The sequence below is a fragment of the Paenibacillus sp. P3E genome (genome assembly GCF_001909045.1).
Lineage (GTDB): Bacteria > Bacillota > Bacilli > Paenibacillales > Paenibacillaceae > Paenibacillus_AQ > Paenibacillus_AQ helianthi.
Genome location: NZ_LVWH01000183.1, coordinates 1 through 23,683, shown reverse-complemented (window position 1 = coordinate 23,683; position 23,683 = coordinate 1). Strand labels below are relative to the sequence as shown.

Genomic DNA, 23,683 nt, shown 5'->3' with positions numbered 1-23,683 from the left:
ATTCATTAGCGCCCTCTTCGATGATTGGTCCCATCGTACCGCAGGAACGGCAGCTGAGCAACCGGGATCAATTCATCCACCAGCGTTTGATGTCGTTCCATAGGGAGTGATCATCCTTGGTGTCCGCAGCAGGTGGAACAACTTTTCCGTCCTGAGGATCCGCGGAACCGCCTGCACCGTGCTGATCACAGTATTCTGTAGGCTCCGTGCCGCTGATGAAGGTTTCTAATTCCTTTTCGGGACATTCAGAGGTAGCGAGCTTACCAGATTCAGGATTAATATACACACTGACGACCCCGTCAGGAATCGGAAAGATTTTAGGCGGTACGTTGGCCAGTGCCTTTTCTGTAAACTGGGCGAAAATGGGGGCGGCACGCCGCCCGTCTGATGTAGCAATATTACGCCCTTTGTCATAGCCGACCCAGACGGCTGTTGACAGCTCTGGCGTGAAGCCGACCATCCAGCCATCGGTGTCGGTAGTGCCGGTTTTTCCGGCAACCGGACGCTTAATAATGGACGCCACACGGTTGCCTGTTCCTCCGCTCTCAAATACGCCTTCCATTAGCCGGGTCAGCACATACGCTGCTGCCGGTTCTACGACCTTCTCTCCTTGCTTCCGGGGAGCCTCATATAGAAGATTTCCATTGGCATCGGTAATCTTCAGAATTGCCGTGGCCGGAAGCTTTACTCCGCCTCCGCCTATCACAGCAAAGGCTGACGCCATCTCCAGCGGGCTCACTGGCGAAGTGCCCAGGGCCAGAGAAGGCACTTGCTGCAGCGGACTGTCGACCCCCATTTTAGCTGCCATTGCAGCCACTTTATCCGCGCCTACTTTCATAATCGTGTTCACCGCATAAATATTGTCGGAGGCAGCAATGGCTTGGCGCATGTTGATTTCTCCCAGGTACTTGTCACCGAAATTTTTGGGCTGATAGGTCTTGCGGTCATGATCATAATGGAACAGCGTGGGCTGGCTGTTAAATACGGATAGTCCCGTCATTGTTTTGGAAGACAGTGCGGTTAAATACATAATGGGCTTAAAAGAAGACCCGGGCTGCCGGGTAGTAGCCAATGCATGGTTAAACTGATTGGTGCGGTAATTTTTGCCTCCGACCATGGCTTTGATATAACCCGTCCGGGGATCGATGGACACAAGTGCAGTCTCCAGGTCACTGGCGGAATCCATCCCTTTGTCCACAGCCTCTTCAGCCGCCTGCTGCATATCAGGGTCGAGGGTCGTATATACGTTCAGACCGCCCTGATCCAGTTCTTCGCTGCTAATGTGCAGGGAGTCAATGGCCAGGCTGCGGACATAATCGCGGAAGTAAGGTGCAGCGACGAGGGTATCCTTTTCACCCTGTGGTTTGAAGCTTAAAGTCTCCAGTCTGGCGGACGTCGCCTGTGCCTCCGTAATATCGCCCATTTCCGTCATCGCGGCCAGAATAATCCGCTGTCGTTTCTTGGCATTGTCCATATGGGTGTAGGGAGAATAATAGGTCGGGCCTTTTGGAATTCCGGCAAGCAGAGCACTTTCCGCCAGATCGAGATCTGCGGCTGCTTTACCGAAATACATCCTTGAGGCGGCTTCGATCCCATAGGCACCATGGCCATAATAAATCTGGTTCAGATACATATTCAGAATTTCATTTTTGCTGTATTTCATTTCAAGCTGCATCGTGTAGAGGGCTTCTTTCGCCTTGCGCGTCCAGGTCTTCTCATGGGTCAGGTATAGATTACGAGCAAGCTGCTGGGTTAAGGTACTCGCCCCCTGCGTGCGGTCCCCGGACTCCAGGTTGGCAAGAACAGCGCGTCCCATGCCTCTTATATCAAAGCCGGAGTGATCGTAGAATTTACGGTCCTCCACAGCGAGAGTAGCCTGAATAAGGAGCGGCGAAATTTGACTGAGTCTTACGGGATCCCGGCTTCGGCCGTCTGTGGTAAAGGTAGTCAGCACATTCCCCCGGGAGTCGAGCAGCTTGGAGCGGATATCGTCAGCGATCGGTGGAAGATCCTTTTGATACAGGTAACCCAGCAGCGCGCAGGCTGCCAGCACAAATAGCACGCTCATCACAGCCAACAGCCGGAACAGCCGGCGGAGGCGGTGTTTAGGTTTTGGAGGTGTTGCAGGTTCGCGCGGCATGGCATCGGGCTCCTTCCTTTTTTGCGTACAACTTGTCAATTCTCATTATGGGAAAGGAAGAGCTTGGATATTCATAAGGCTATAAGGGCTTTTCCGAAAAGAACAACGTTTTCTGCAATACAGAATAAGGTGGTAACCAAATTGTTTTCATTTTGTGACTTTATCCAGGTAGAAAGAAGAGAGATTGGACAGTATAACAGAGTAGTGTCAAGTAGTATCTATTAGAGACGACAAATCGTTCAGGAGGTGTCATTATGAATTGGAATAAAATGCTGCATCAGGGGAAGCTGACTCTCCTGTCCGCAGTTCTGGTGGCGGTTTCTGCTTGGGGAATGCACGCTTCTCCATCACAGGCAGCCTCTGCGGCAACAGCTGTACCGGCTTGTGGCACCGGTGATCATGGATTGCTGAAAGAACTGCAAGCACGGCATGCTGCATCAGAAGAAACCCCGCTGAGTTTCTCGGATCTGCAATTTCTGAGTGCCGATACAGGAAGGGCAGCGGGTAGCGGCTTTATGATTGGAACCTCGGACGGGGGCTGTCATTTTCAGGAGATTTACCAAGGGCAGTGGAACTTCAGGCAGATTGACTTTCCAAATAATGTCCAGGGCTGGGCATTGGCTTCCGTGAAGGATACAGCGGCAACCTACCTCATTGCCACCACGAATGGCGGTTCTACCTGGACCCGGATAGGGAATACGGCAACGGATTTTGAAAGAATTGACTTTAAGGATAGTAAGCGGGGCTTCGGCTACAGCCGGAATGCTACCTCCTACACCACAGACGGAGGACGTACCTGGAGTCTGATCCGCACTCCGGCCAACACACGCAGCGCGGAATTTACCAGCCGTGACAAGGGTTATGCACTTGTGATAGCACCGGGGGCCGGCTACCGTGTCATGAAGACTTCGAATGGCGGTTCCACTTGGTCTCTCTCACTGCAATCGGCTTTTGCTTATCCTGAGTCCGGGAGAATCTATGCGAGCGGTGATCAGGTGTACGCTTTGCTGTATGGCGGAACAGGGATGTCGCAGACCTCATACTCACTCTATGCCAGCAGCAATAAGGGCGGAAGCTGGAAACGTGTGATTGCCCAGGATTCTGCCGGGGGCGGACCTGCACCAGGCAGCGGGGCGGCACAGCTTCGGTCCGGACCTGCCTCCGGCAAGCCGGGTAATATGCAGCTTATAGGCAGCAGCGCTGCCTTTCTGGTCGGCTTCTCGCCTGCCGGCGAAAAAGTAGCCGTAGGCCGTTCCTATAAAGGCGGCAAGGCGTGGACTAATCTTCCGGCTATTCCTGGCTATGAGGGGATGATCTCCTTCACAGGTCTTAAGGAAGGATGGATGGCTGTCCGCGGGCAGAATACTTCCTCCTTATACAGCACCGGTGACGGCGGATCGACATGGAAGTTGAAATTCGTTTTTAAGGGGACCGGGCAATAAGCTGAGATGCATATCCATTGGAATAAAGTGACGTAAGAGATCGGCCCGTACTGAACAGGCAGGAGCGGCTCCATCATCGGAGCTGCTTTTTTGCGTGCAGCCAACCGGATAAAACAACAAGGCACAGAGGCGCAGCATGGGCTTCAGGTGTGATTTTGCGAACCAATATGGTAAAATTTTAGATACTTTAGGAATGAACCCTATTCCATGCTTAGGAGGACTGCGGCTGTGTCCATTCGCGTATCTGCCATACAATATCATTTATCTACCATATCCTCCTTTGAGGAGTTTGCCGCCCAGTGCGAGCATTATATAAAAACGGCTGAGGAGTTCGGCACCGAGTTCATCCTGTTCCCCGAATTTTTGACGACACAGTTGATGTCCATTGGCGATGAACGGGGGAATGCCCTTAGCATAGAAGATCTGCCGCAATTTACGGACCGTTACCGGGAGATGTTCTGCGGGTATGCCCAGAAATATGCTGTGCATATCATTGGCGGGACCCATGTGCTACGTAGAAACGACAAGCTCTATAATGTGGCGCATCTCTTTTATCCGGATGGAAGAATTGCCGAGCAGGCGAAGCTGCACATCACACCGGCTGAAGTCGAGGGCTGGAATATGGGCGCGGGGGAAGGGTTGGAGGTGTTCCAGACGGATAAAGGAACCATCGCCATGCTGACCTGCTACGATATCGAATTTCCGGAGATTGTGCGCATGGCCCGTGCCAAGGGTGCGGATGTCATCTTTTGCCCTTCCTGCACGGATGACCGCCATGGTTTTCACCGGGTAAGATACACCAGTCATGCCCGTGCCATTGAAAATCAAATCTATGTCGTGCTGACAGGCACCGTAGGCTCGCTGCCTACCGTAGACCTGATGCGGGCGAACTTTGGCCAGGCTGCGGTGATAACGCCCAATGATATTCCGTTTCCTCCCAGGGGTCTGTTGGCCGAGGGTGAAATTAACGATGATATGATTATCACCGCCGATCTGGATCTAGAGCTGCTCTACAGGGTTCGTGAACGCGGGTCGGTGACCACTTGGCGGGACCGCCGAACGGATCTGTATACGGACTGGACGTAAGGAGGACGAAGAGGCATGTATAACAAGAGCTTTTACGCTTTCGACGGTAAAATCCCAGTGCCTGCGGTGCTCCGCAGCTACACGGAAGCCGATTTTGCGGAGCTGATTACCATTCAGTCCGAAGCCTTTCCGCCTCCCTACCCTGCTGAACTATGGTGGAACCGGGAGCAGCTGTTGAATCATGTGACGCTTTTTCCGGAGGGGGCGCTATGTGTGGAGGTGAACGGGGAACTGGCAGGGTCGGTAACCGGACTGAAAATTCATTTTGACGCTGAGGTCCCGGCGCTCCATCATACCTGGTCAGAGGTTACAGCAGATGGATATATTACTACCCACCAGCCGGGCGGGAACACGCTCTATATTGCCGATCTGTGCGTCCGCCCCAAACACCGCAATCTGGGGCTGGGCAAAGAGCTGGTACAGTCGCTGTATCATGTTGTGGTGGAGCAGAGGCTGGAGCGGCTGCTGGGAGCGGGCCGTATGCCAGGCTATCATCTTCAAGCCTCCAGGATGTCTGCGGAGGAGTATTTGGAAGGAGTGACAGCAGGCAAATGGTCTGATCCGGTGCTCACCTTTCTGCTGCGCTGCGGGCGGTCCCCGGTGGGAGTGGTGGCTGATTACCTGAAAGATGAAGAGTCGGGCAACTACGCTGCGCTCATGGAGTGGCGTAATCCTTTTCTATAATAAGTAAGGAAACATCTTTATCAGAATCGGAGGAAATCCTTGAGTATGGAATATACAAGAATTACGAGTGTCGCGGATCCTTTGTTCAGACAAGTACATCATCTGCTGTCAGAAGTGTTTCCCCCTGAGGAAGTTCTTGAATTCAGCTTGTGGAAGGAACCTCTGGAAGATCCCGGCATCCGTGTATTTGCTGCTGTGCATGATGGCGCTGTTGTGGGCACTACGGAATACCGCTACTACACCGACTGGAATGTGGCGATGACCGATTTCACTATCATTGGCCGGGAGGGCCTGGGGATAGGGCGCTTTCTGGCTCAGAGCCGCCTGAAAGACTTGAAGAAGCTGGCAGCAGGCAATGGTAAAGAGCTATTTGGCATGTTTGCCGAGATTTACGATCCTTACCGGGTGGAGTATGCATTTGGGGGCATCAAGCCTATGGACCCGTTTGTCCGCAGGGAGGTCCTGTCGCATCTGGGATACAAGCGGATGGATTTCCCATACGTTCATCCCTCCTGGCAGGGTGACGGGGAGGCGGTGTCGGGTCTTGACCTGTGCTTTATGCCCGGGAATGAGGATTTGGGGCAGGTCAAGGCTTCTTTGATTGCGGACTTTCTGACCCGTTATTATGCAGTACTTGTCGATAAGCCGGAAGCCTGGACGTCTATGGTAGAGGGGCTGAAGAGCAGGGATACGGTGTCGCTGCTGCCTTTGTGACCCTGGACTTCATCTGCTAAAAGCGGTATGGATCAAGAAATCCGGAGACAACAGCTCCCGGAAGTCCAAATTAGCGATTGAATTGCCCTCCCGATCTGGATATAGTGTACAATGGGAAAGCGAATATGCCTTAGATTATATAAGTGTGAATAAGCGAGGAACGTGTGATGACTGAAGTGCAGCAAGGCAAATACGGCGTTTCCGTAACGCTTACGAGTGCGCAGGGCGGGGAACGGAATGTGGTGCACGCCTCCGGTGAAGCTATTGCCAGAGGAAATCAGCTGTATATCCGTTATGAAGAAACGCAGACAGGCCCCAAGGGGGAGCCAGTTTCTGTCCGAACCACTTTGAAGATTTCAGACAGTGAACTGAAGCTGATTCGACACGGCGGTGTCCAGTCGGAGCAGTCCTTTGTTCCGGGACAACGTCGGCCAGGATTCTACCGCTCGCCATATACACAGTTTAATCTCTCCACAGCCACCCGGAAACTGGATATGAAGCGTGAGGGAAGATCGCTTGCGGTTTCGTGGGAATATGATCTTTACGTATACGGGGAATTATCGGGACAGTTCGCTATAAGTTTGCATATACAGGAGGAACAACAATCATGACACATAGTCAAAATCCGCTTCAGTTAGCCAATGAACGGGTGAAGGAAGCGATCGCTGGCGCCATTGTCGCCGCTGGCCTGGTCACCAGAGAGGAAATTCCAGCCATCGTACTGGAAGTACCCAAGGACAAAGCCCACGGGGACCTGGCCACCAATGCTGCGATGCAGCTAACCAAGATTGCCAAGCGCAATCCACGGCAGATTGCTGAAGCGATCATTGAGCACCTGGATAAGGGCAATGCTTCTATTGAAAAAGCAGAAATCGCTGGACCGGGCTTCATCAACTTTACGTTGTCAAAAAGCTACCTCTACCCGGTAATCGCCCTCGTGGCTGAACAGGGTGAGGACTATGGCCGCATTAATGTAGGCCAGGGGCAGAAGGTCGAGATGGAATTTGTCAGCGCGAATCCTACCGGCAGTCTGCATCTGGGACATGCCCGCGGGGCTGCTGTTGGTGATGCGCTGTGCAACGTGCTGGATTTTGCCGGCTACCAGGTAACCCGCGAGTATTACATTAATGATGCCGGGAACCAGGTTCAGAACCTGTGCAAATCCATCGAAACCCGTTATCTTCAGGAGCTGGGCCAGCCGGCGGAAATGCCGGAAGACGGCTACCATGGCGAGGACATCAAGGGTTTTGCCAAAGAGCTGGTGGCTGAAAAGGGCGACGAGCTGCTGTCCATGACACCAGGCGACCGCGCAGCCTTCTTTCGTACCTATGGTCTTACCAAGGAGCTGGATAAAATCAAACGCGACCTTAACCGGTTCCGCGTGGGCTTCGATATCTGGTTCAGTGAGACCTCTCTGTACGAGAACGGTGAAGTGCTACGTTCCCTGGACGAGCTGCGCGAGCGCGGCGAAGTCTACGAACAGGACGGGGCGACCTGGCTGCAAACGACGAAATATGGTGATGACAAGGACCGCGTATTGATCAAGAACGACGGAACCTATACCTATCTGACCCCGGATATCGCTTATCACAGCGACAAATACGGCCGGGGCTATGACAAAATGATCAACATTTGGGGCGCCGATCACCACGGCTATATTCCCCGGATGAAGGCAGCCATGTCTGCACTTGGCAATGATCCGGAGAAGCTGGTCGTGTTGATTGCCCAAATGGTCAGTCTCTTCCAGAACGGTGAAAAGGTCAAAATGTCTAAGCGTACCGGCAAAGCGGTGACGATGGAAGACCTGATGGACGAAGTCGGAATCGATGCCATCCGTTATTTCTTCACCATGCGCAGCATGGATTCACATCTGGACTTCGATATGGATCTGGCGATTTCCACTTCCAACGAGAACCCTGTATTCTATGTGCAGTATGCGCATGCGCGGATCTGCAGTATTTTCCGCCAGGCTGAGGAGCAAGGAACTGTATTGCCTGATTTTGCCGAAATCGACTACGCCAAGCTGACCGCTGCACATGAATATGATCTTCTTCGCAAAATCGGCGAATTGCCGGCGGAGATCGAGATAGCTGCCAGCAGCTATGCGCCGCATCGCCTGATCCGTTACGTATACGATCTGGCTTCGCTGTTCCACAGCTACTACAAAGCGGAGCGCGTCATCACCGAGGATGCCGCCCAGACCGTAGCCCGCCTTGCTCTGCTGGGCGCGGCACGGACCACAATCGCCAACGTGCTTCGTCTCGTTGGTGTAACCGCACCGGACCGGATGTAACGGTCCAGCTCAAGCAAAAGCTCCGCCCCCGTATAATTTGGAGGCGGAGCTTTTGCTATGCTTACTGACTAAGGGAATGTGATTGATCTACGCAACTCATTCCTACTGCTCAAGCGGGCCTAAGTCAGCTGGGAGTGCCAGGGCAACTCCCGGCAAGCGGTGCGCCCGTGGCCCGCCCAAGGCCTACCCGCGGCCCTAGCGGGCCACGGGGCCGCCGCCCCTACGCCTTCGCGGCGGTAGCCCGCTTCGCCCGTACGCCTGCCCGCAGCAGGCGCAAGGCATCGGCCGCCCCGCCGCCTAAGGCCGCGCGGCGCTGGCCTTTACGCAGCCGCACCGGAGAAGCTGTGCGGCGCAGGAGCAGCTTCAGCTCCCGTGGCGAGAGGCCCGGGCGCAGTGCGAGCAGCAAAGCGGCGGCTCCCGTGACATGCGAGGTCGCCATGGAGGTGCCGCTCATCTCTTTATAGCCCTCCTTCAGCCAGCAGGAGGGCACGCCCTCGCCGGGTCCGTATACATCGATATACGGACCCCGGTTGCTGAAGGCCGCGACGCGGTGCCTCCGGTCAAGGGCGCCGACGGCGATCGTCTCGGGGTAGCGGGCGGGATAGTCCCCGCCGCGTTTGCCGTCGTTGCCGGAGGAAGCAATGATGGCGATCCCGGCCCGGTAGGCCTTGATCACCACATCGTGAAGGGCTTTACTTCTCGTTTTCATGCCGAAGCTCATATTAATGATATCGATCTTGTTCTGCACGCACCAGTCGATGCCGAGTACAATGTCCGACACATAGGCCGAGCCGCTGTGGTCAAAAGCCTTGACCGGGTACAGCTGTGCCCTCGGCGCTACGCCCATCATGCCGCGGGTACCGCCGGCCGCCGCCAGCGTACCGGCGATATGGGTGCCATGACCATTATCGTCGAGCGGCAGCATGCCGCGGTGCAGCAGATTCACGCCCGAGGCCAGCGAATGCCTGAGATCCGGGTGCCGGTAATCGGCGCCTGTATCAATCACTCCGATCTTTACATGAACTCCGGTCGAACGGGACCACGCCTGCGGAGCATGAATGGCTTTGACGCCCCAAGGCATCATGGCGGTCCCTGATTTTTCAGGGGCCACCGCGTGAACCTGTATCCGGGAATCCTCTTCGATGCTTAGAGAATCTTCATATTTATAGAGCAGCTTCCCCGCTCCTGCGGCGGGCACAACAAATGCCCGGATTAATGGGGATATTTGTACTTGCCGCAATTCCGGTTTCTTTGCTTTCAGTGCTTTCCACTCTGACAGCGCTCCGGCATACTGGCGGGCATCATTGAAGGTGACAATGCGCCGCTCGGCATTTTTGGGGGCAGCCGATATCTCACCAAGCAGCATCTGCCAAAATCCGTAGTAATCCATAAGTTACGCCGTCCCCTCCTCGGTGCCGTGCTGCCATATTGTATGAGGGGAGGCAGACGTCCGAATGGGAACTTGCCCTTTTTTAGCGAAATAGGCTGCCCATCGTGTCAAAAAGCGGAGCTTTACATAAAATAAACAGAAGAGAGCGCGAGTTCTCTTTGCAACATCCCGTAAGGAGCCGATCCTTGGCGTGGATACAGTCATGCGCGGAGGAACTTCCTCCGCCTTTTTTGCGTTAGTGGATGAACAGGTTTCAGAGCAGGTCCGGGAATACATCATTCAGCCGGATGGTTTTGACTTGCAATTTGCTGCCAAATAGGTTTTACTTAGTTTTGTTAATGGATATTATGAAATAGAAATTAACGGTAATGTGAACAATGCGTGAGAGGAAGTGTCCTTTAGTGAGTACGCCACTCAATTTAAAGCTGGACCCTGAGAAAATAAAAGAAATGCCGATGGTAGACCTGGCTTTCCTGGTACTCAAAGCAGCCAATACGCCTTACTACTACCGTGATCTGATGGTTGAGGTTGCCAGTTTGCGCGGTATGACCGATCAAGAAAGCCAAGATACTATTGCCCAGTTATATACCGAGATTAATATTGACGGGCGTTTTGCCTGTGTTGGAACCAACCTGTGGGGGCTGAAACGCTGGTACCCTCTGGAACGCTCTGACGATCCAGTCGGCAATACCAAACGCGTGCGTATCATCAACGATGAGGATGACGATCTGGAAGACGATGATTTCGCCGAAGAAGAAGAGAACTACGCTGCGGAGGAAGAGGATTTCGATGCTATCGACGAAGATCGCGACGACCTCTATTCCGACGACGACAGCGAAGAAGAAGTCGACGAAGATGTTGTTATCGATGAAGACGACATTGACGAAGATGAGGTTGACGATGAAGATTCCGAAGACGGCGAAGCAGAAGATGCCGATGATGAGGATGAGGACGAGAATTATTAAAGTAGTATACGTGTGCGCGTAATTCCTCCCTTGACATGGGTGGGACCGTCAGAGTAAACTATTGCATGGGCTTATAATGGAAGTTAATAATGTTTTCTAAAATAAAAAGTGCCCCGGGTCTACGGGTGTCACTTTTTTGTTTTTTTAAAAGATAGAACTCATATGTTTCACGTTATTAATTATCCTATTCTTTCTATAGAAACGGATGGTTTTTTCCGGGATTCATTGGAGAAGTAACTTTTTGGGTTCCCCGTTTTGATAATGGAAAAAAGGGTTACGATAAACACCAAGCGTGCCTGAATTCCTGGACTTTATTTAGGAGGGTTATACAGTGACAAAGTATATTTTTGTAACGGGGGGCGTTGTGTCTTCCCTGGGCAAAGGCATTACCGCCGCTTCTTTGGGCAGGCTGCTCAAGAACAGAGGATTGAAGGTGACTATTCAGAAGTTCGATCCCTACATTAACGTAGACCCTGGAACCATGAGCCCTTATCAGCATGGCGAAGTGTTTGTAACTGATGATGGAGCGGAAACGGACCTGGACCTTGGACACTATGAACGGTTTATTGACATCAATCTCTCGAAGAACAGCAATGTTACAACCGGTAAGATTTATTCTTCGGTCATCAGCAAAGAGCGGCGCGGGGAATACTTGGGCGGAACCGTTCAAGTCATCCCGCATATCACGAACGAAATTAAAGAGCGCGTATTCCGCGCAGGCCGTGAGACAGGATCAGATGTGGTCATTACTGAAATCGGCGGTACCGTCGGCGATATAGAGAGCCTGCCGTTTCTGGAAGCAATCCGTCAGATCAAAAGTGATATCGGCCGTGAAAATGTGATGTACATCCACGTAACCCTGATTCCTTATATCAAGGCAGCGGGTGAAGTGAAAACGAAACCGACCCAGCATAGCGTAAAAGAACTGCGCAGCATCGGAATTCAGCCAAATGTCATTGTATGCCGTACGGAATATGCGCTTTCCGATGACATGAAGGCCAAGATCGCCCTATTCTGTGATATCGACGCCAATGCCGTAGTAGAATGCCGCGATGCCTCGACACTGTATGAGGTTCCGCTGAACCTGCGCGATGAAGGCTTGGACGAGATTGTTGTTAATCACCTGAAGCTGACCACTCCTGCGCCGGATATGCGTGAGTGGGAGAGCATGCTTAGCCGGATTCAGCAGCTTGAGCGCACGGTTGAAATTGCCATTGTCGGCAAGTATGTAGCACTGCATGATGCTTATTTAAGTGTAGTGGAGTCGCTGTCCCATGCCGGCTTTGCTGCGAATGCCGAAGTGAAGATCCGCTGGGTCGATGCTGAACAGGTTACTGACGAGAATGTAGATGAACTGCTGGGAGGCATTGGCGGAATACTCGTTCCAGGCGGTTTTGGCGACCGGGGAATCGAAGGTAAGATTTCCGCCATTCGTTATGCCCGTGAACAATCCATTCCTTTCTTCGGCATCTGCCTGGGAATGCAGGTTTCCGTGATCGAATATGGCCGTTCCATTCTGGGACTGGCTGGCGCGAATAGCTCGGAGATCGATCCGTCTACACAGCATCCACTCATTGACCTGCTGCCGGAGCAGAAGGATATCGAAGATATGGGCGGAACCATGCGTCTTGGCCTTTACCCATGTAAGCTTCTTCCTGAATCACTGGCAATGTCCTGCTACGATGATGAATTAGTATATGAGCGTCACCGTCACCGGTATGAATTCAACAATGCTTACCGTGATGAAATCGAAAAAGCCGGCCTCGTGATCTCCGGTACCTCTCCGGACGGACGTCTGGTAGAGATCGTCGAGCTCCCAGGCCATCCATGGTTCCTGTCGGTGCAGTTCCATCCGGAGTTCACCTCCCGTCCGAACCGTCCGCAGCCGCTTTTCCGCGAATTTGTCAAAGCATCACTGACTCACTCCGAACAACTTTAATTTCTTATAAGAAGGCCTTTATAGGGGGCCCAGATGAGCCTCCGTATGGAGGCTTTCTTTGATTGACACCGCCTAATTTGAAAAGCATAAATTGTCTACACAGCGCAGTCTGGTTATAGGCCATAAAATGACATAGATTTACGCATTTTAACCAATTAGCAGGATTTTGGCTGTTGGGAACGAATAATAGGTTTCGTATAGACTTTTTAGGTTAAGGGGCCATTAGCTGTATGAGTGCGCGGTATGGACAATCTGCTTCAAATTCTGGGAGGGTATGGTATGGAAAAGAAAAAAGTGTTAATTGTTGATGATCAGAACGGAATCCGGATTCTCCTCATGGAAGTATTTAATAGCGAAGGGTATACCACATTTCAAGCAGCTAACGGAAAGTTGGCATTGGACATTGTCAGCAGCGAATCCCCCGATTTAGTCTTGCTGGATATGAAAATTCCAGGAATGGACGGACTTGAGATCCTGAAGCATCTGAAGGAGATCAATCCTGCGATCAAGGTTATTATGATGACAGCCTACGGTGAACTGGATATGATTAAAGAAGCAACCAAACTGGGGGCACTGATGCATTTTACGAAGCCGTTTGACATCGATGAGATGCGGGTAGCCGTAAATATGCATCTTAACAATAAGTCGATAGACCAGTATAGCTAACCTGGGAATCTGCAGTTTGGGAATGTGGGGTTATGGATACGCTAGAAAGGAACAGTCTGCCCGGACTTTGGGTTGGCCTGATATCGTCCCACCGGGACATTTTTTTGTGTATCCTATTTAGTATTTAACACAGGATGTGCTATAATAGGCCTGTATGTGATGTCGGCTTATATAAGCAACCAAACATTCTTAGGAGGATTGAAACCATGCCATTAGTATCTATGACAGACATGTTAACCAAAGCACTTGAAGGAAAATATGCAGTCGGCCAGTTCAACATCAATAACTTGGAGTGGACACAAGCGATTCTTGGTGCAGCAGAAGAAGAAAAGGCACCAGTAATCCTTGGCGTATCTGAAGGCGCAGCTCGTCACATGGGCGGCTTTTACACAGTAGTTAAGATGGTTGAAGGTCTTGTTCATGACATGAAAATCACCGTTCCTGTTGCTATTCACCTGGATCACGGTTCAAGCTTTGACAAATGTAAAGACGCAATCGACGCCGGATTTACATCCGTAATGATCGATGGTTCCCACCACCCAATCAGCGAGAACATTGAAATGACCAAAAAAGTCGTTGAATATGCTCATGCTAAAGGTGTATCTGTAGAAGCAGAAGTAGGAACTGTAGGCGGACAGGAAGACGACGTAATCGGCGGCATTCAATATGCAGACCTTAACGAATGTGTAAGCCTTGTTAAAGAAACTGGCGTTGACACTTTGGCTCCTGCACTTGGTTCCGTACACGGTCCTTACCATGGTGAGCCTAACCTCGGATTCAAAGAAATGGAAGAAATCCGCGATGCAGTTAAGCTTCCGCTCGTTCTCCACGGCGGTACTGGTATTCCTGAGCATGACATCAAGAAATCCATATCTCTGGGTACTTCCAAAATCAACGTGAACACTGAGAACCAAATCGCATTTGCTAAGGTTGTTCGCGAAGTACTGGCTGCTAAACCGGATGCTTATGATCCTCGTGTATTCATCGCACCAGGCCGCGAAGCTATCAAACAAACCGTTATCGGCAAAATCCGTGAGTTCGGTTCCAGCAACAAAGCCTAATATATTTATGACGCAAATGGACAGGCTCTGTAGAGCTGTCTTTAAGCTGAATAGTCGTGATATGGAAAGCACCGCCTAGCCGGTGTCTTTCCGTTTAATATAAGGAGTTATTTACCTATGGTGGTAACCAGTCCTTGTATTTACTGTTGAAACGGGTGCCGTCCTTGTTGTAAGGGCGGCGCATCCGTTTCTAATCGTTATAATTAAGCTTAGCCACAGCAGGTATTGCCAGGGCAAGCTGCAATACACGTAGGGGGAACCGGATAAATTTATGGAAAAATTAATGATTGGCGGTGGACGTCCTTTAGAAGGCGTCGTGACCATCAGTGGAGCGAAGAATAGCGCAATTGCGCTTATCCCTGCGGCGATCTTGGCCGAGTCTGAAGTTGTTCTGGATAACTTGCCGTCCCTTAGTGATGTAGCTGTATATTCCGAAATTCTGGAAGAGCTTGGAGCCACAGTCTCCTGGACAGGCAGCCAGATGAGAATTAATCCCTCCCGTATCGTATCCATCCCAATGCCTAACGGACCAGTCAAGAAACTCCGGGCTTCATACTACATGATGGGAGCACTCCTTGGAAGGTTCAAGGAAGCGACAATTGGTCTTCCTGGCGGCTGCAATTTTGAGCCTCGTCCAATTGACCAGCACATTAAGGGCTTTGAAGCGCTAGGTGCGACTGTGACCAACGATCATGGCTCTATTCATCTGTATGCCAAAGAACTGCGCGGTGCCAAAATTTATTTAGACGTATCTAGCGTAGGTGCCACTATTAACATCATGCTTGCGGCTTCACGTGCCAAGGGCTCAACAATCATCGAAAATGCGGCTAAAGAGCCTGAGATTATAGATGTAGCTACTCTCCTGAACTCCATGGGCGCTGTTATAAAAGGCGCTGGTACCGAAACGATCCGGATCGAAGGTGTTACGGAAATGCATGGTTGCCGTCACTCCATCATACCCGATCGTATTCAAGCTGGAACATATATGATTGCTGCTGCGGCTACGCGCGGCAATGTATTGATAGATAATGTAATTCCCAAGCATTTGGAGGCACTCACGGCCAAGTTGCTTGAGATGGGCGTAGATATCGAAGAACTGGATGAGAGTATCCGCGTCATCGGCAAAGCTAAATACGAGCATGCTGATGTCAAAGCACTGATATACCCCGGTTTTGCCACCGATTTGCAATCTCCAATGACGAGTATGCTTACCCAGGCAGAAGGCGTTAGTGTACTCAGCGATTTTGTATACAGCAACCGATTTAAGCATGTGCCTGAACTGGTGCGAATGGGCGCCAAAATCCGTGTGGAAGGCCGTTCTGCCATCATTGAAGGAAGTAAGCTGAATGCTGCGAAGGTTAAGGCTGCCGATCTGCGTGCAGGTGCAGCACTTGTGATTGCCGGCTTGACGGTAGAGGAAGGAATTACTGAGGTCACGGGTGTGGAGTATATAGACCGTGGTTACGACAATTTAGTTAGCAATTTGCGTAATTTGGGAGCCAAAGTATGGCGTGAAAACGAATAAATCAGGTTTAACCGATGTCCTGGAAGAGGTGTTTTTTGCTCTCGAACTGCATATCCTCTTCCAGAATGGGTAATGCTATCCTAATAAGCAATTTAATAGACTCCTATTTTTTGCTGGTTAACCTGCTAGAAGAACTTATCATAAAAATTGAATAGGTGGTTATTACATGGATCTTCAAATTTCCGATTTGGAAGAAATGAAGCTGACCGATTTGTATAAACTGGCGAAAAAATACCAGATTCCATACTACGGGACGCTTAAAAAGCGGGAACTGATTTTTGCCATCCTCCGGGCGCAGGCAGAACAGAGCGGGCTCATGTTTATGGAAGGCGTTCTCGAGATTTTACCGGAAGGCTATGGTTTCCTTAGACCGATCAATTATTTGCCCAGCGCGGAAGACATTTATATTTCAGCTTCGCAGATCCGCAAGTTTGACCTCAGAAGCGGCGACCTTGTATCGGGCAAATGCCGAACACCTAAAGAGAATGAACGCTACTTCGGATTGCTTCAAGTCAATGCCGTCAACGGCGAGAATCCTGCCAGTGCAGCAGAGCGTTTGCATTTCCCGGCGCTAACACCTCTTTATCCGCAAGATAAGCTGCCACTTGAAACATCCCCTACACACTTGTCCACACGAATAATGGATTTGCTTGCTCCTGTTGGCCTGGGGCAGCGCGGTTTGATTGTAGCACCTCCCAAAGCAGGGAAAACGCTCCTCTTAAAAGAAATTGCCAACAGCATTTCCACTAACAATCCTGAAATTGCCCTGTTCGTACTGCTCATTGATGAACGTCCCGAGGAAGTAACGGATATGCAGCGTTCCGTGAAGGGCGAAGTTGTGGCGTCTACGTTTGATGAACTTCCAGAGAATCATATCAAAGTAGCTGAACTTGTATTGCAGCGGGCTTTGCGGTTAGTAGAGCATAAGAAGGATGTTGTTATTTTGCTGGACAGTATTACCCGGCTAGCGCGTGCCTACAATCTGGTTGTCCCCCCGTCCGGACGTACACTGAGTGGCGGGATTGATCCGGCCGCGTTCCATCGTCCCAAGCGTTTTTTCGGGTCAGCGCGGAATGTGGAGGAAGGCGGAAGCTTGACTATACTTGCCACAGCGCTTATTGATACAGGATCGCGTATGGATGATATCATTTATGAAGAATTTAAAGGTACAGGGAACATGGAGCTTCACTTGGACCGTAAGCTGGCAGAGCGCCGTATTTTCCCGGCCATCGATATACGCCGTTCCGGCACACGCCGCGAAGAGGTGCTGCTGAGCAAGGAAGAGCTGGATACCATTTGGGCAATTCGTAAGAATATGAACGAATCGTATGACTTTGTTGAAGGCTTCCTAAAAAAGCTGCGTGACAGCAAGACAAATGCTGAATTCCTGGCGTCCTTTGACGTTGCCGGAAACAAAGAGTCCTCATCACCAAGCGGAACAGCCAGCAATGGAGGTACCTCGAACAGCGGCTCATCCGCACGCCGTACCACCCGGCCGAAGACGCCGTCTGTTCCTACCACCTAAGAAACGATAATAAGGAGACTAACATGTATTTGGTATATGCCGACGGGCAAGGAAACGTATATGATCATCCCGAGCTGTATGGGCTGGCCCGCAGCGGGGATATGATTGTTGAGATGCTAGAGGAAGAATTAATACCGCTGCCGGAGGGTGCTACCCTGGTAGGTCTGCCTAACACGCGGGCGGTAGGTATGAACCCTGAGACGGGTGAGATGCTGCCGCTTCCGGAAGGCTCACAAGCTGTCGGGGCCTTGCTTCCGCAAGGCTTTACCCGTTTGTGTCTTCCTGGGTATGTCAAGACAGACAAGTCGTATAAGCTTCCACTCTTCGGTTATTCAGCAGTAGTGTGGAAAGATGGCGGCTTCTATGTGGCCGCCGATCTTACGGATGACCCGGAGCAGTGGAATCCGCTTAATTGTGATCGGGAAGATGTAGAGGTGGGAGTAGGCAGTTTAACCGCCAAGTACCCGGAGAACCGTCTATACGATCATCTCTCCAATTGTGCGCTGGGCTACGAATGCCTGACCTCTTCTAACACCTTTCTGGGACGCTGGGAGGGGGCGGTTCCTGTCTCCTATTCGTGCAATGCCGGATGCTTCGGCTGTATCTCCGAACAGCCTGACGACAGCGGCTTTGTATCCCCTCAGACACGAATGAATTTCCGTCCCACGGTGAATGAGATTTCAGAGGTTATGCTGGAGCATCTAAAAACACCCCAGTCCATTATCAGCTTCGGTCAGGGCTGTGAAGGGGAACCATCCACACAGGCGAAGCTCATTATTGAGTCTATTCGTGAGGTGCGTTCCATTACAGATATGGGTTATATCAACATCAATACTAACGCCGGCTTAAGCGATCATATCCGCGGTATAGTTGATGCTGGACTGGATTTAATGCGTGTCAGCACAATAAGTGCACTGGATGACCATTATAATGCCTATTACAAGCCGCGCGGCTATACGCTGGCAAATGTGGAGAAATCTTTGAAATACGCAGCTTCACAAGGTGTGTATACATCGATCAATTATTTGATCTTCCCGGGGGTTACCGACCGTGAGGAGGAGATTGAAGCGATGGTGGAATTCGTTAGACGTACAGATCTGAAGCTGATCCAAATGCGCAACCTTAATATTGATCCTGAGAGCTATTTGGAATTAATTCCACCGGCTCAAGGTGAGATACTGGGAATGAAGACGATGCTGGAGATCTTCCGCGAGGAACTTCCTGGTGTTGTTATTGGTTCATATACACATGTACCGCCGGCGGATTTGGCCCGGGCCAAGCAGCGGCGTGTGCAAATATAACCGCAAACAACCAGGAACTAGACATATTGCAGAGCCAGGCCTTTCGTGCTAAAATACCGCTTAGATATTTTATTAACTCTAGGTCCGCATGAGGCCTAGGGCACGAGAGGTGAGGTTTATATGCAATCCGTTATTCAACCTAAGTACAATGTAACCAAGGTAACCTGTGCATGTGGCAATACATTCGAAGCCGGTTCTGTGAAATCAGAGCTGCGCGTCGAAATTTGCTCCAGCTGCCACCCGTTCTATACAGGTAAGCAGAAGTTCATGGATGCCGGTGGCCGTGTTGATAAATTCAAGAAAAAGTATGGCATCTAATGGAGTAACCACATAGGCGGTTATGGATTAGTCCAGCCCCCGGACATGGCGTCCGGGGGCTTCTCCTTTATTTGGAGTTTCATCTGGAGTTGATTTTTGTCCGGGTGTAAGCTATACTTATCTTCGCCGTGCTAGACGGGGAGGTAGCGGTGCCCTGTAACTCGCAATCCGCTGTAGCGAGGTTGAATTCCTGTTAGAGGTGCTGTCGATGTGAGGCCTTGGTTCCTACGGGCTGTGTTGACGGTTGGGTCCTCCGCAATGAGTGCTTATGAACCTGGTCAGGTCCGGAAGGAAGCAGCCATAAGTAAGTTTACTCTTGTGCCGGAGGGTGGCCTAGCCCGAGCAGTGTTGTAGGGTTGCCGCTTGGATCGCAGCCATCAATAACAGGTGCACGGTTTAACATATTGTCCATTACAGTATCTTTGCCACAAGCAAAGATGCTTTTTTGTTTTTGGTCAAAGTCTAGTGGATATAGTATAATAAATTAGCGACAAATGCCGAAAGCGGCAGCCTAAGAGAGGGTAATGCATAGTGGAACATATCGCGCTGTATCGTGCCTGGCGGCCGCAGTCGTTTCATGACATGGTAGGGCAACAGCACATAATTCAGACGCTGCAGAATGCAATTCGCGAACAGCGGGTTTCGCATGCCTACCTGTTCAGCGGACCGCGCGGGACCGGCAAGACAAGTGCCGCCAAGGTTCTCGCCAAAGCGGTCAATTGCGAACGCATCGAGGGTCCGGAACCCTGCAACGAGTGTCCCTCATGCCTGCGGATCACTGCGGGTAACGTCATGGATGTGCAGGAGATTGACGCAGCGTCAAATCGGGGCGTTGAGGAAATACGTGATCTCCGGGATAAGGTGAAATATGCACCTACCGAAGTTCGCCGCAAAGTGTATATCATTGATGAAGTGCATATGCTGACTACAGAGGCTTTTAATGCGCTGCTGAAGACACTGGAAGAACCGCCTCCCCATGTAATGTTTATTCTGGCGACGACAGAGCCTCATAAATTACCGGCAACGATTATTTCCCGCTGCCAGCGCTTTGATTTTCGCAGGGTGTCACTGGAGGAGCAGACAGCACACTTAGCAGTGATCTGCCAGAAGGAAGGTATTTCCGCAGACACAGATGCTCTGCAGTATATTGCCCGACTTTCCGATGGTGGAATGCGTGATGCGCTTAGTATACTGGACCAAATTTCATCCTTTACAGATGGCCAGGTTACCTATCAGCAGGTGTTAGGCATGACCGGGGGGATTCCTTCCGAACAGTTCGCTCGCCTGGCAACGGCCATTCTGGATGGGGATATGGGACTTCTTTTGGAACTTGTTGAGCAGCTTATGCATGAGGGTAAGAGTGCTGATAAATGTCTGGAGAACCTGCTGTACTATTTCCGTGATTTGCTTATGATCAAGATGGTCCCAGGGGCCGATCAACTAACGGACCGGGTGCTGAATCCAGCAGAGTTCCGTGATATGGCGGCAGCATTTTCTAGGGACCGGCTGTTTCTGATCGTAGAGACACTAACCCGTTATCTGGGTGAAATGAAATATGCGACCCATCCGCAGACCTTGTTTGAAGTAGCGCTGATGAAGCTGTGCAGCCTGCAACAGCAGGAAGCTAATCCGCAAGAGGTCTCTCCGCATTCCTTTACTTCCGTTTCCAATCAAGCCGGCGGTAACGCTGCAGCCGTGGACTCTGGTGAATTGGAGCTACTCAAACGGCAGATTGCTGCCCTGGAGAAAAAGCTGGAGCTGGCTATGCAGTCTGGTGCCATTTCTGCTGAAGGGCGTGGTGAACAGGGGAATACGGGCAGACCGTCTGCCGCACAAGCGCCTGCACCACGAATATCTTCTCCTTCGAAGCTTCCACCCCAGTTAGATAAGTTTATTGCTGGGAAGGACAGTGCCGATTTTGCAGAAGTATATAAGAAATGGAGCGCTGTCTTGCAAGGGGTTAAGGAAGAGAAGGTGACGGTTCATGCATGGTTTGTCGACGGTGAGCCTGTGGCTGTTATGGAAGATGCAGTACTGGTAGCCTTTAAAAATACAATTCACCGTGACACCACTGAGAAGCCGGCTAACAGACAGGTGATTGAGAACGTATTTGCTGCCCGTTTGGGCAGACCTTACCGCCTCGTGACCATGCTGCTCCGCGACTGGAATGAAGCTGCGATGAAATCTGCTGCTCAGACCGGTACAGAGGAACTCCGGCTGGAGCATGAACACGAAACTCCGGACACCCGGACTGAACCATGGATTGACGAGGCGATCCAGCTCTTTGGGGAAGACCTTGTTGTCATAAAAGAGTAATTAACCTATTAGCGCTAAATGCGCATTCCAAAGGAGAGACGATGAATGAATAATATGAACCAAATGATGAAACAGGTCAAAAAAATGCAGGAGCAAATGCTCAAGGCACAAGAAGAGCTGGGCAGCAAAACTATTGAAGGATCTTCCGGTGGCGGTGTAGTAACCGTGCAGGTGAATGGACATAAGAAACTGTTGTCGATCCAGATCAAACCAGAAGCTGTTGATCCTGAAGATATCGAGATGCTGCAGGACCTTGTAATTACTGCTGTAAATGATGCTCTTACGCAAGTGGAAGAATTGGCTAATAACGACATGGGTAAATTCACTGGCGGGATGAAGATTCCTGGCCTGTTCTAAACCTTACTCCATCTGTCCAAAGGAGAACCGATATTTTGTATTATCCAGAACCGCTAGCCAAGCTGATCGAAGCTTTTACGCGTCTGCCCGGAATTGGCCCGAAGTCAGCCGCACGGCTGGCCTTTCATGTGCTCAATATGAAAGAAGACGAAGTTATTGATTTTGCTAAGGCGCTGGTCAGCGTCAAACGCAACCTTCATTATTGCTCGGTCTGTTGCAATATTACGGATACCGACCCTTGCCGGATCTGTCAGGACAAAACCAGGGACGCCTCGGTCATCTGTGTAGTCCAGGATTCCAAGGATCTTGTGGCTATTGAACGAACCAAGGAATTCGACGGCTATTACCACGTGCTGCAGGGTGCGATCTCTCCTATGGAGGGTCTGGGTCCGGATGATATACGTCTGAAGGAGCTGTTGACCCGATTAAGCGATGAGAGGGTAAAGGAGCTCATCATGGCGACCAACCCTAACATTGAGGGTGAAGCTACAGCAATGTATATCTCCCGCTTAGTTCGTCCGTTCGAGATCAAAATCACCAGAATAGCCCATGGGCTGCCTGTAGGCGGCGACTTGGAGTATGCAGACGAGGTAACCTTGTCCAAAGCACTCGAAGGCCGGCGTGAGCTGTTCTGAGCAGCCTGGCGTCATGTTATTTCAATAAAGGAGCCCAATGGGGCTTCTTTTTTTTTCTGTTTTTACGGCAAAGAATATTTCTGAAGAGAAATTTCGCGGATCGTTTACTGCCATTCTGGTTCTAAGTTTGTCCCGGTTTCGATATGAATGAGAATAAAAGAGGGCGCGATTTTAGAGCGGGCCCAAATTTATTCTTATGAGGAGGTATAAGGAATGGGATGGTGGGGCAATGGGCGGCAGAGCAGTAGAGAGAAAGGACAGCAGGACGACCACTGGAACGTGTTTCTCGAGGTTCAGCAGGCGCAATCCGAGTGGGAGAGAGCACATCTGATGTTTGACGAGGCGCGGGGTCAGGATCAAATTGATTACGCCATATATATTTTGGAAGCGGCAGAGCGTAAATATCAGATTCATTTGAAGCATGCAAAAAATCTGGGTCTTAACAGAGCCCGTCTCTAAGGGTGACCAAAGAATACTAAAGGAGGATTATCATGCTGAGAATGGTCGCGATAGCTGTGCTGGTGTTATCAGGACTTTTATTACTTCTTATTGTTTTTCGGAAAAAATTGGGCTGGGCGTGGCTCAGCCTGTTCGGCACACATCTTCTCTTAGCTGCGCTTGGTATTTATGTGGTAAATTTCTCAGGCTTAGTGACAGATATATACATCCCCCTGAACCCTGCAACTATAGGCGCAGTAACGGTCCTTGGTCTTCCTGGAGTGCTGATGCTTCTGGGATTAAAAATAACTTTGTTCTAGAGGTTGACGTGGATTGTGGATATATGATACATTAAGTCTCGGCCCTTTGGACAAGGTATCCTATGATAACTTGCTGAGAAGCCAAGCGAAAAATTAAAATTAAAAAACGCTTGACTAAAATAAAGGTGCTGTGATATATTATAAAGGTCGCCGCTGACAAGCGACGATGAAGAAAAACGAGACATTGATCTTTGAAAACTGAACAACGAGTGAGTGGGATTTCACGCAAGTGAGATCCAAAAATAGAGAATATTTTATTCTCGTCAGATGTTTCAAAATGAGCAATCGCTCTTTCTAAATACCAATTTGGAGAGTTTGATCCTGGCTCAGGACGAACGCTGGCGGCGTGCCTAATACATGCAAGTCGAGCGGAGCTTATCCTTCGGGATAAGCTTAGCGGCGGACGGGTGAGTAACACGTAGGCAACCTACCCTCTAGACTGGGATAACTACCGGAAACGGTAGCTAATACCGGATAATTCCTTCACCCTCCTGGGCGAGGGATGAAAGGCGGAGCAATCTGCTACTAGAGGATGGGCCTGCGGCGCATTAGCTAGTTGGTGGGGTAA

At 50.7% G+C, this 23,683-nt stretch carries 22 protein-coding genes, 1 rRNA gene and 1 other RNA gene; 22 read left to right on the top strand and 2 right to left on the bottom strand.

The window, feature by feature from the left end; all coding sequences use genetic code 11:
- Nucleotides 1–67: 67 nt before the first annotated feature.
- A complete protein-coding gene (locus tag A3842_RS20820) occupies nucleotides 68–2,140 on the bottom strand; it encodes a transglycosylase domain-containing protein (RefSeq protein WP_074102604.1) in 2,073 nt (690 codons plus the stop codon).
- Nucleotides 2,141–2,394: 254 nt separating this feature from the next.
- On the opposite strand from A3842_RS20820, the gene A3842_RS20815 reads away from it, so the two are divergent.
- The 6 genes from A3842_RS20815 to argS all read left to right on the top strand — a co-directional run bounded on the left by A3842_RS20815 (nucleotide 2,395) and on the right by argS (nucleotide 8,359).
- Nucleotides 2,395–3,582, top strand: coding sequence for a beta propeller repeat protein (locus A3842_RS20815; RefSeq protein ID WP_074102603.1), 1,188 nt, complete (start codon nucleotides 2,395–2,397; stop codon nucleotides 3,580–3,582).
- A gap of 228 nt (nucleotides 3,583–3,810) precedes the next feature.
- Nucleotides 3,811–4,668 carry a carbon-nitrogen hydrolase family protein gene (locus A3842_RS20810; protein WP_074102602.1) on the top strand — a complete coding sequence of 286 codons (858 nt, stop codon included), beginning with the start codon at nucleotides 3,811–3,813 and terminating at the stop codon, nucleotides 4,666–4,668.
- Nucleotides 4,669–4,683: 15 nt separating this feature from the next.
- Nucleotides 4,684–5,352, top strand: a complete 669-nt coding sequence (locus A3842_RS20805) for a GNAT family N-acetyltransferase (protein WP_074102601.1) — start codon at nucleotides 4,684–4,686, stop codon at nucleotides 5,350–5,352.
- Nucleotides 5,353–5,397: 45 nt separating this feature from the next.
- Nucleotides 5,398–6,066, top strand: a complete 669-nt coding sequence (locus tag A3842_RS20800; RefSeq protein WP_074102600.1) for a GNAT family acetyltransferase — start codon at nucleotides 5,398–5,400, stop codon at nucleotides 6,064–6,066.
- A gap of 167 nt (nucleotides 6,067–6,233) precedes the next feature.
- Nucleotides 6,234–6,677 (top strand): YwiB family protein, encoded by a 444-nt coding sequence (locus A3842_RS20795; RefSeq protein ID WP_074102599.1) that lies wholly within the window; start codon nucleotides 6,234–6,236, stop codon nucleotides 6,675–6,677.
- Nucleotides 6,674–8,359: an arginine--tRNA ligase gene (argS, locus tag A3842_RS20790; protein WP_074102598.1), complete on the top strand. Its 1,686-nt coding sequence runs from the start codon at nucleotides 6,674–6,676 to the stop codon at nucleotides 8,357–8,359. Before A3842_RS20795 ends, argS begins: the two co-directional genes overlap by 4 nt.
- Nucleotides 8,360–8,579: 220 nt before the next feature.
- Here the strand turns inward: argS and A3842_RS20785 are convergent, their stop codons facing one another.
- Nucleotides 8,580–9,749 carry a S8 family peptidase gene (locus A3842_RS20785; RefSeq protein WP_074102597.1) on the bottom strand — a complete coding sequence of 390 codons (1,170 nt, stop codon included), beginning with the start codon at nucleotides 9,747–9,749 and terminating at the stop codon, nucleotides 8,580–8,582.
- Between the two features lie 190 nt (nucleotides 9,750–9,939).
- Here A3842_RS20785 and A3842_RS33400 point away from each other — a divergent pair, with 190 nt between their 5' ends.
- From A3842_RS33400 to A3842_RS20710, 16 genes are all read left to right on the top strand, one after another.
- Entirely contained in the window at nucleotides 9,940–10,068 is a 129-nt protein-coding gene (locus A3842_RS33400) for a hypothetical protein (RefSeq protein ID WP_256701788.1), read from the top strand.
- Nucleotides 10,069–10,150: 82 nt separating this feature from the next.
- Nucleotides 10,151–10,714: a DNA-directed RNA polymerase subunit delta gene (gene rpoE, locus A3842_RS20780; protein ID WP_074086981.1), complete on the top strand. Its 564-nt coding sequence runs from the start codon at nucleotides 10,151–10,153 to the stop codon at nucleotides 10,712–10,714.
- 331 nt (nucleotides 10,715–11,045) lie between these two features.
- Nucleotides 11,046–12,653: a CTP synthase gene (locus A3842_RS20775; protein ID WP_074086982.1), complete on the top strand. Its 1,608-nt coding sequence runs from the start codon at nucleotides 11,046–11,048 to the stop codon at nucleotides 12,651–12,653.
- 279 nt (nucleotides 12,654–12,932) lie between these two features.
- Nucleotides 12,933–13,319 (top strand): response regulator, encoded by a 387-nt coding sequence (locus A3842_RS20770; protein WP_074086999.1) that lies wholly within the window; start codon nucleotides 12,933–12,935, stop codon nucleotides 13,317–13,319.
- A 206-nt stretch (nucleotides 13,320–13,525) separates the two neighbouring features.
- Nucleotides 13,526–14,380 carry a class II fructose-1,6-bisphosphate aldolase gene (fba, locus tag A3842_RS20765; RefSeq protein ID WP_074086983.1) on the top strand — a complete coding sequence of 285 codons (855 nt, stop codon included), beginning with the start codon at nucleotides 13,526–13,528 and terminating at the stop codon, nucleotides 14,378–14,380.
- Nucleotides 14,381–14,651: 271 nt separating this feature from the next.
- Nucleotides 14,652–15,905 (top strand): UDP-N-acetylglucosamine 1-carboxyvinyltransferase, encoded by a 1,254-nt coding sequence (locus A3842_RS20760; RefSeq protein WP_074086984.1) that lies wholly within the window; start codon nucleotides 14,652–14,654, stop codon nucleotides 15,903–15,905.
- 166 nt (nucleotides 15,906–16,071) lie between these two features.
- Entirely contained in the window at nucleotides 16,072–17,430 is a 1,359-nt protein-coding gene (rho, locus tag A3842_RS20755; RefSeq protein WP_074086985.1) for a transcription termination factor Rho, read from the top strand.
- A gap of 23 nt (nucleotides 17,431–17,453) precedes the next feature.
- Nucleotides 17,454–18,731 carry a radical SAM family protein gene (locus A3842_RS20750; RefSeq protein WP_074102596.1) on the top strand — a complete coding sequence of 426 codons (1,278 nt, stop codon included), beginning with the start codon at nucleotides 17,454–17,456 and terminating at the stop codon, nucleotides 18,729–18,731.
- A 120-nt stretch (nucleotides 18,732–18,851) separates the two neighbouring features.
- A complete protein-coding gene (rpmE, locus tag A3842_RS20745) occupies nucleotides 18,852–19,049 on the top strand; it encodes a 50S ribosomal protein L31 (protein ID WP_074086987.1) in 198 nt (65 codons plus the stop codon).
- A 126-nt stretch (nucleotides 19,050–19,175) separates the two neighbouring features.
- An RNA gene (ffs, locus tag A3842_RS20740) (signal recognition particle sRNA large type) lies at nucleotides 19,176–19,444 on the top strand.
- A gap of 136 nt (nucleotides 19,445–19,580) precedes the next feature.
- Nucleotides 19,581–21,365 carry a DNA polymerase III subunit gamma/tau gene (gene dnaX / locus A3842_RS20735; RefSeq protein ID WP_074102595.1) on the top strand — a complete coding sequence of 595 codons (1,785 nt, stop codon included), beginning with the start codon at nucleotides 19,581–19,583 and terminating at the stop codon, nucleotides 21,363–21,365.
- A gap of 45 nt (nucleotides 21,366–21,410) precedes the next feature.
- Nucleotides 21,411–21,722, top strand: a complete 312-nt coding sequence (locus A3842_RS20730) for a YbaB/EbfC family nucleoid-associated protein (protein WP_074086989.1) — start codon at nucleotides 21,411–21,413, stop codon at nucleotides 21,720–21,722.
- A 35-nt stretch (nucleotides 21,723–21,757) separates the two neighbouring features.
- On the top strand, nucleotides 21,758–22,357 hold the full coding sequence (gene recR, locus A3842_RS20725; protein ID WP_074086990.1) for a recombination mediator RecR: 600 nt from the start codon (nucleotides 21,758–21,760) through the stop codon (nucleotides 22,355–22,357).
- Between the two features lie 213 nt (nucleotides 22,358–22,570).
- Nucleotides 22,571–22,816, top strand: a complete 246-nt coding sequence (locus A3842_RS20720; RefSeq protein WP_074086991.1) for a DUF2508 family protein — start codon at nucleotides 22,571–22,573, stop codon at nucleotides 22,814–22,816.
- Between the two features lie 32 nt (nucleotides 22,817–22,848).
- A complete protein-coding gene (locus A3842_RS20715) occupies nucleotides 22,849–23,115 on the top strand; it encodes a pro-sigmaK processing inhibitor BofA family protein (protein WP_178382385.1) in 267 nt (88 codons plus the stop codon).
- A gap of 303 nt (nucleotides 23,116–23,418) precedes the next feature.
- Nucleotides 23,419–23,683 (top strand): 16S ribosomal RNA (locus tag A3842_RS20710); the annotation flags it as partial.